Source organism: Streptomyces katrae, from assembly GCF_000966975.1.
GTDB classification, from domain to species: Bacteria; Actinomycetota; Actinomycetes; order Streptomycetales; family Streptomycetaceae; genus Streptomyces; species Streptomyces katrae.
On record NZ_JZWV01000472.1, the window covers coordinates 1 to 7,501 of the forward strand.

Genomic DNA, 7,501 nt, shown 5'->3' on the forward strand with positions numbered 1-7,501 from the left:
CTACCTGTGCGGCGACGGGCGCAACCTCGGCGACCGGGAGCAGCTGCGCGCGGCGATCCACACCTACAACCTGTCCTGGGCGTATGTAGACGACGTCATGTCGGGCATCGACCGCTACGACGCCCTCGGCACGGCGCCCGCCGTCCCGTCGGGGAACGTCGGCGCGGTCATCCAGGCCGCATTGACCCAGCAGGGCATCCCCTACTCGTGGGGCGGCGGTGGGCCCGAAGGCCCGAGTACGGGGATCTGCTGCTCGCCCCGCGGGCAGGACGGCGGCTCTGTGGTCGGCTACGACTGCTCGGGCCTGACCCAGTACGCCTTCGCCCGGGCCGGGATCGTGCTGCCGCGTACGGCGGCCGCGCAGGCCGGTGCGGGCCGGCGGATCCCCGCGTCCGCCGGATACGGGGTGCTGCGCCCGGGCGACCTCGTGTTCTACGGCTACAGCCCCACTGCGGATTCGACCATCCACCACGTCGGGATCTATCTCGGTGACGGAAAGATGATCAACGCGCCCCGGCCCGGGACACAGGTGCGGATCGACCCCGTCACCGCGATGCCCGACTACGCGGGAGGGGCCAGGCTCCTATGACCGCACACGCATGGTCAGGCGGCCGCCTGATCGGTGCCGCAGCCGTCCTGACCGCCGCAGGAATGGTCCTGCTGTGGATGGGAGCACACGGCGCCAGCACGCAGCAGGCCGATGCCGTGGCGCCGCGGCCTGCGGCCCCTGCCTCCTGGCGCCCGGGGCTGGCCGCGCCATCGACCTCCGTGTCCGTCGCACCCCCGTCACCGCGGTCCGCCGCCAACGCGACGCCTTCCGCCGCTCCGGCGGCACCGGCCCCCACCCGGCAGCCGGCCGGACCCGGTGCCGGCGATGGCAGCGCTGTGGCGCGAGAGCTCCCGCCGCCGGGGTCCGGGCCGGCAGCCGACCCGATCATCCAGCAGGCCCTGGACCAGGCCAGCACGCCCGATCTCCCACCGGACGACGAGCAGCGGCTGCTCGAACTGGGCCGCACGGCCTGGACGGCGGAGACCACCGGCTACACGCAAGTGCGGATCCAGGCCGCCACCGCCCGCCGCGACACCACAGCCCCCGCAGGCGGCGAGCGGACACAGGTACAGGCCGTGGTGCGGCTGGTGTGGGTCGGCGCGGATCCGGCCGGGACCTTCCTCGACGGTCGCACCGCGGCCCTCCACTACACCCGGAACGGACAAGGATCATGGAAGCGCACCTGACCGCCATGGCGGTCCTGCCCCTGGGCGCCGCGCTGTGGGACGGGCTGGCGGCGCTCGCCGGCTGGATCCTGGCGAACTCCTGGTGGCTGGCCTTGCTCACGGCTGCCGCCCTGATCGGATGGGAGCACCTGCAGCGGCGCCTGAGCTCCGCAGCCCTGTCGCGGCGCACCTACCTCCAGCTGGAGCCGACGCCGGCCTTCGAGCCGGATGCCGAGCAGATCTGGCGGCAGGGCATGCAACTGGTGCGGGCGGCCGGCTCGGGTCCGTGGTGGACACCGCGCTGGGCGCGCTCGGTGAGGGTGCGACTGCGCGCGGACGGGAAGCGTCCCCTGGTCTACCGGATCGAGGCCCCGTCGACGGCGCAGCCCTTGCTGAAGCAGACCCCGTACGGGCCGCGGGTCGAGGTGAAGCAGACGGCCCCGGTCGCCGATAAGCAGCGTGCCCACGTCGTACGGGCGGTGTTGACCCTGCACGGGGAGCCCGGCTCGCGGCTGCGTGAGGTGCCGCTGGACCCGGATCCGCTCCAGCCGCTGATCGACGCGGTCGCCGACCTGAACGCGGAGCTCGGCGACGTCGCCGAGGTGTGCGTGACCTGGCCGTACGCCAGATGCAGGCCATGCAGCGCGCCCGCGGCCAGGCCCGCCGGGAAGCCCAGCGTGAGGCCCGCTGGCTGACCCGCGAATCGGCCGACAGTCTGCCGACCGCCATGGGAAAGCTGCTGGACCCCGCCGAGTGGCGCGGCAGCCCACGCGGGCAGATGGTCATGTCCCCCCAGCCCCGCCGTGTTGAGCGGGAGATGGTGCTGGGGAAGCTCGCAAACAGCCCGGGACTGGTGCGGGTGCAGATCCTGGTGCGCTGTGCCTCGGATGCGGCCGGACGTGCGGAGGCACGGCTGGCGCGTATCGGCGCGGCCATGGACGTCTACGCCGGCCCTTCCCGGCTTTCCACGCTCGGCTGGTCCGCCGGTCCCCTGCGTTTCGGTCCCGACCGGCGGCCTTGGCGGAGCCGTTTCGATGTGCAGTGGGCAACGGCCGTGATGCGCCCGGCCCGCGGGGGGTGGGCGCACATCGACGAACTGGCTGGGCTGTTGAAGCCGCCGACCATCACGGCCCGGCTGCCGCTGCTGGAGACCGAGATGCCCACCTACGCCCTCGGGGAGAATCTGCTGCCCCAGGGCTGGTACCGGGGGGCGGACGGCCGGGAGCGGCTGCTGGCTACCCATGAGGACGACACTCTCTTTGAGGTCCAGTCGGGCAAGGCTGGCTGGGGCAAGACGATGCGCGCCCAGGTCCACGCCGTCGCCAGCGCCCACAACGGGCGGGGGCTCGCTTTTGTGGACCCGCACGGCGACTCATTCGCCGACGTCGCCCGCTACCTCGCCCACGAGGACATCATCGACCGGGTCGCGCTATTCGACCTGACCGTCCGCGAGGACGAGGACATGCTCAGCTGCTGGAACCTGCTGGATATGACGGCAGGGCAGCCGCCGCACGAGGTGACCACGGCCACCGTCGAGGCCTTCGCGGGCGTTCTGGGGTGGGGGGACGTCACCGCGCCACGTGCGCTCACCATCTTGACCAAGGCCGTCGAGGTCCTGGTGGCCGTCAACTCCCAGGCCATTCGGGCGCAGGCACCCAATCAGCAGGCAACGATCTTCCAGGTCCGGGCGCTACTGACCGACCCCACCTTCCGCCACCTCGCCCTTGCCGGCCTGGAGGCGGAGGCGCGGAAGTGGTGGACGGCCACGTTCCCCGACATCCCCCGGGACGCGCTGCTGACCGTGCTGAACCCGCTGGAGCGCCTCGCATCCTCCCCCGTCACCCGCGCTTTCCTCGGCTGCCCCGTCAGCGGGTACGACATCCGCTCCGCCATGGACCAGGGCCAGGTGCTGTGGATCTGCCCGCCAGGCACCGGGCCCACCGACCGGCTCCTGATCGCCCTGATCTTCCACGACTTCCTGCGCGCCGGCCTGTCCCGCCGCGATCTCCCTGAGGCCAAGCGGCGCCCCTTCCGCTTCTACCCGGACGAGCTGATCTCCCTGGACGGGCCGTCCACGGTGCTGGCGGAGATCACCGAGCAGCTGCGCAAGTTCGGCTGCCGCCTGCACGGAATGACCCAGCTGATGCACCGCCTCAACCCGGCCACCCGCTCCGCCCTTTTGCAGAACGCCTCGTGCCTGTCCACCACGGCCGGATCGCTGGAGGCCATCGCGCAGATCACCAACCAGTGGCCGGGCACCGTCAACCCCCGCGACGTCGCCGGCCTGGAGCGGTTCAGGCACTACGCCTCCTTCACCGTCGCCGGGAAGCGCGTCGGCCCCCTGCCGATCCGGGGCCCCGAGCTGGCGGAGGTATTCGGCGCCCTCGCCAGGCCTGGCCAGGTCGCCGCCCTGCGCAAGGCCGCGCACGCCAACACTTCCGCCCTGCCCCTGGCCGAGCGAAGCGCGATGGCCCTGGCCCAGGAGGGAGCCGTTCGTTCCTTCCTCACCACCCGCTCCGCGCCCACCGAAACCGACGACGCAGGAGAGCAGTACGCATGACCACGGCCGTCTTCCAGCCCGCCACCGCGGACACCTACGCCCACCAGGTCCTGGCGCTGATCGCCCAGCACAGGTTGCTGACCAGCACCCAGCTCCACCAGATGCTCATGCCCAACACCCCGCCCCGCAAGATCCACAATGTCCTGGTGCCGTTGCGTGAGCAGGGGCTGATCGCCCACACCGTGCTCCCCGGCCGCCTCCAGGCCCACTTCCTCACCCCCGCCGGCCACCAGACCGTCGGGGACTGGCCCGAACTCCGCGGCCGCACCGCCAACCCGATCCAGTCCTCCTCAGCCGCCTCCCTACGCGCCGCCCACATCCTGACCGGAGTCCGCGCGCACCTCGCCTTCCTCACCGACGCCCGGGCCCGCGGCGACGAGTACCAGCCGCTGGACTGGGTGCCCGAGGTCACCCACCGCCTCCCCGACACAGCAGGCGAAGACCGGCTGGTCGCCGACGCGGTATTCCACTACACCGCCACCAACCCCCGGCGCCTGCAGTATCGGGCGTTCGTTGAGATCGACCGGACCACCATGAGCAGCGAGCGCCTGGCCCGCAAGCTCATCACCTACGCCCGTTTCCACGACTACACCCCCCAACCTGTAGGCCGGCGCGGCACCGTCGCCGACCAGGGCACCGTGCTCGCCTGGCAGCGCTCCTACCCCCGCTTCCCCAGGGTCTTGTTCATCCTCACCGGAGCGTCCCGCACCACCCTGGCCAACCGCATCGCGGACCTGCGGCGCATGACCGCCGACCACGACCTCGTCACCCGCCTCAGCGCCCACGTCCCCCTCGGCGCCGCCGTCCTCGAAGACATCGAGGCCCACGGCCCCCAGGCGAAGGTGTGGACGCCCCTTGCCGGGAGCAGCGAACCGCGCGGTTGGGCCCAGCTGTGAGCAGGCCCTGGCCCACAGGGCTCTCCGCCGCCGACCTCGCCGACTACCGCCAGGCCCAGGCCGAACACGAGGCCCTGATGCAGCAAGTCGCCGACCGCGAGTTCCAGATCGAGGCCGGTCTCATCGAGAGCTACGCCGACTACTGCTTCGCCTGGCAAAGGGAAGACCTCGAGCCGCCGCGGCCACCCACCGCCGCCCCCGATGAGGAGGCGGGTCACGGGGCCTGGGATGGCTTCGATGGCGAGGACTGCCCCCCGTTCTGACCTGCACACGAAAACAGCGGAGGCCCCGGAGGCCGTGCCTCCGAGACCTCCCCAGCCGTTCAATATCGGGGTGCTGGTGAGGTGCCAGCCTGATCGTGACCCAGGCCAGCCTCCATCGGTGAGAAAACCGGTGAGCAGCAACAAGGATCATTACCAGCAGCAAAGAACAAGCCATCGGGGGGAATTCAGGCCACGGTTTGCTGAAATCCCACCAGAGCCCGGCTCGGCGCACAGCACCAGCCAGAAACCGCACGTCAAGACCCCGCGGGGACTAGCGTTCACGGGCAAAAGTGACGTCCGGTCACCTGAGCCCCTAGAACCCCATAGGAGCTGCGGCGGTGAGGTCGTATGGTGCCGGATAGCACCACAGCCGTACCCAACACGTTGCACCAGCGATTTATACGGGTTGCGTGGCAACCCGCCAGACAAGGTGACCCGGGGAGACTTCCGTGGCAATCGCGCGACAGCACCACACCGGAAACCGTCGACTGCTCGCGGCGGCAGCCGCCGCCGCGACCGTCGCGGCCCTCACGGCCGGATGCACCAGCGGAAGCAAGAACGACAAGAACGCCGCCACCGGCCCGAGCGTCTCCCCCAGCGCCACCACGGCCGCCGCCTCGCCGACCGCACCCGCCGACCCGGAGGCGGCCGACAAGGCCGAGGTCCAGGCTGCCTACACCCACTACTGGGACGTGCTCACCGCGGCGTACGCCAAGTCCGACCCTGACGACCCCAACCTGACCAAGGTCGCCACGGGCAACGCCCTCGTACAGAACCAGCAGGACCTCGCGAACTTCCGCAAGGGAGGACGTGTCTTCGTCGGCCGACCGCAGCACTCGAACTCCGCGATCAGCTTCAAGGCGGACACGAAGCTCAAGACCGCTGTCATCACCGACTGCCTGGACATCTCCCAGTGGAAGGTAGTGGAGAAGAACGGCGGCAAGGAGGTCGAGCTCCCCAGTACGCGGCTCCTGCGCTACGTCAACACTGTGACGGCGGAGAAGTGGCCCAACGGTTGGATGGTCTTGGAGGACAAGCAGGAGGGGAAGGCGTGCTGAGACGACACGCGGGCGCCCTGGGTGCCGTCGCCCTCCTCGCTGCCGCAGCCCCAACGGCCCACGCAGACGACCCCGTCAACGTGGGCAACTGCGGCATGCGCGTCTGTGTTGAAGCCAACGTTCCGGGCGGCAGCAGACCCCCCGCCGACTTGACCGCGGGCCAGCAGACCGGGGGCTCCTCAACGGGTTCCGGGACCAACCTCGATGGCTTGGGCCGGGACTGTTCGTTCCGGCCGCTGGATCCTCCTCCGCCGGCTGGCAGCGCTCTGTGGCAGGGCCACTCGCCCGGAGACGGGGCGGTCTACCTGGACCCTTGCGGGCTCGGAAACGGCATCGCGGACGGCGACAATCTCGCGGGAGCGGGCCGTGCCTTCTGGGCACAGAACCCGCCCGCTGCGGCCGTGGACCCTGCTGTCCTCGCGCAGCGCGCGGTCGACTCAATGCTCCTTCGCCCGCCGGCCATCGGCATCGTCCCTAAACCGGGGGGTGTCGGTGTCGTCGGTATGCCCGTCTACATGTGGACGGCGACGGGCCCCGAGACCTACGGCCCCAACGTCGCGTCCGCTTCCGCCGGCGCCGTCACGGTCACCGCCACGGCCAGGGTCGCCAAGATCGTTTGGGCGATGGGTGACGGCACGACGGTCACCTGCACCACCCCGGGCACCCCCTACCAGGCGCAGTTCGGCAAGAACCCGTCGCCCGACTGCGGTCACAGCTACCGGACGCCCGGCAAGTACCACGTGACGGCGACGTCTACGTGGGCGATCGACTGGACCGGCGGTGGCCAGAGCGGCCAGCTGACCGAGGTCCGCTCCAGTGCCGTGGACATCGCCGTGGGCGAAGTCCAGGTAGTGGGCCAGTAGCCCCGGTCCCCACTTTTCCTTTCTTCCTCTCTGCTGGAGGCACATCACGTGAGCACCACCACCATGGGCACGCAGGGCCGTGCCGCTGTCCCCGGGCCGGGCGGGCCTGCGGACAGCCCGGCACCGGCGCCCCGTGTAGTTCGCCAGCGGCGTCGCCGTCGCGGGCTGATCGCGCTGTCTGTCGCGCTGATCGCGGCTGGCGGCCTGTCGGGGGCGCTGCTGTTCACCGCGTCGGGACAGCGGTCGAGCGTGCTGGTGGTGGCCCGGGACGTGCCGGTGGGCGCGACGCTGACGGAGGCCGACCTGGCGCCGGCTTCCCTGGCGCTGGACCCGGTGGTCAAGGCGGTCCCTGCGGCGAAGAGGGCGGGCCTGGTCGGCCAGCGCGCCGCCGTGGCCCTGAAGGCGGGGTCCCTGCTGTCGCCGGGCCAGATCACCGCCGTGTCCCTGGTGAAGACCGGTGAGCAGTTGGTGGGTGTGGCGTTGAAGCCGTCGCAGGTGCCGGCGTCACGGCTGGCTCCCGGGCAGAAGGTGCTGATCGTCTCGACACCGGACCCGGCGCAGGCGGGGGCGGCCGCAGCCGCAGGCAAGCCCGCGGATCCGGCGCCTGTGTCGAAGACGCTGGCGGCGACGGTGGTCGCGGTCGGGG

Annotated in this window: 9 protein-coding genes; all 9 read left to right on the forward strand. The window is 71.2% G+C overall.

The window, feature by feature from the left end; all coding sequences use genetic code 11:
• A partial coding sequence (locus VR44_RS17590; protein WP_045948464.1) for a C40 family peptidase occupies nt 1–589 on the forward strand: 589 nt, incomplete at its 5' end.
• Nucleotides 590–885: 296 nt separating this feature from the next.
• Nucleotides 886–1,236, forward strand: coding sequence for a hypothetical protein (locus VR44_RS17595; protein ID WP_045948465.1), 351 nt, complete (start codon nt 886–888; stop codon nt 1,234–1,236).
• Entirely contained in the window at nt 1,221–1,910 is a 690-nt protein-coding gene (locus VR44_RS47275) for a hypothetical protein (protein ID WP_245691887.1), read from the forward strand. The genes VR44_RS17595 and VR44_RS47275 overlap by 16 nt, the downstream gene beginning before the upstream one ends.
• The gene (locus tag VR44_RS17600; RefSeq protein ID WP_245691889.1) at nt 1,844–3,775 is read left to right on the forward strand and encodes a type IV secretory system conjugative DNA transfer family protein; all 1,932 of its coding nucleotides are present in this window, start codon (nt 1,844–1,846) and stop codon (nt 3,773–3,775) included. Before VR44_RS47275 ends, VR44_RS17600 begins: the two co-directional genes overlap by 67 nt.
• Nucleotides 3,772–4,671: a replication-relaxation family protein gene (locus tag VR44_RS17605; RefSeq protein WP_045948466.1), complete on the forward strand. Its 900-nt coding sequence runs from the start codon at nt 3,772–3,774 to the stop codon at nt 4,669–4,671. The genes VR44_RS17600 and VR44_RS17605 overlap by 4 nt, the downstream gene beginning before the upstream one ends.
• The gene (locus VR44_RS17610) at nt 4,668–4,934 is read left to right on the forward strand and encodes a hypothetical protein (RefSeq protein ID WP_045948467.1); all 267 of its coding nucleotides are present in this window, start codon (nt 4,668–4,670) and stop codon (nt 4,932–4,934) included. The genes VR44_RS17605 and VR44_RS17610 overlap by 4 nt, the downstream gene beginning before the upstream one ends.
• Nucleotides 4,935–5,383: 449 nt before the next feature.
• Nucleotides 5,384–5,992, forward strand: a complete 609-nt coding sequence (locus VR44_RS41300; RefSeq protein WP_052713672.1) for a hypothetical protein — start codon at nt 5,384–5,386, stop codon at nt 5,990–5,992.
• 503 nt (nt 5,993–6,495) lie between these two features.
• A complete protein-coding gene (locus tag VR44_RS17620) occupies nt 6,496–6,855 on the forward strand; it encodes an ATP/GTP-binding protein (RefSeq protein WP_245691899.1) in 360 nt (119 codons plus the stop codon).
• Between the two features lie 48 nt (nt 6,856–6,903).
• Nucleotides 6,904–7,501, forward strand: a 598-nt coding sequence (locus VR44_RS17625; protein WP_245691901.1) for an SAF domain-containing protein, incomplete at its 3' end; no start/stop codon positions are given.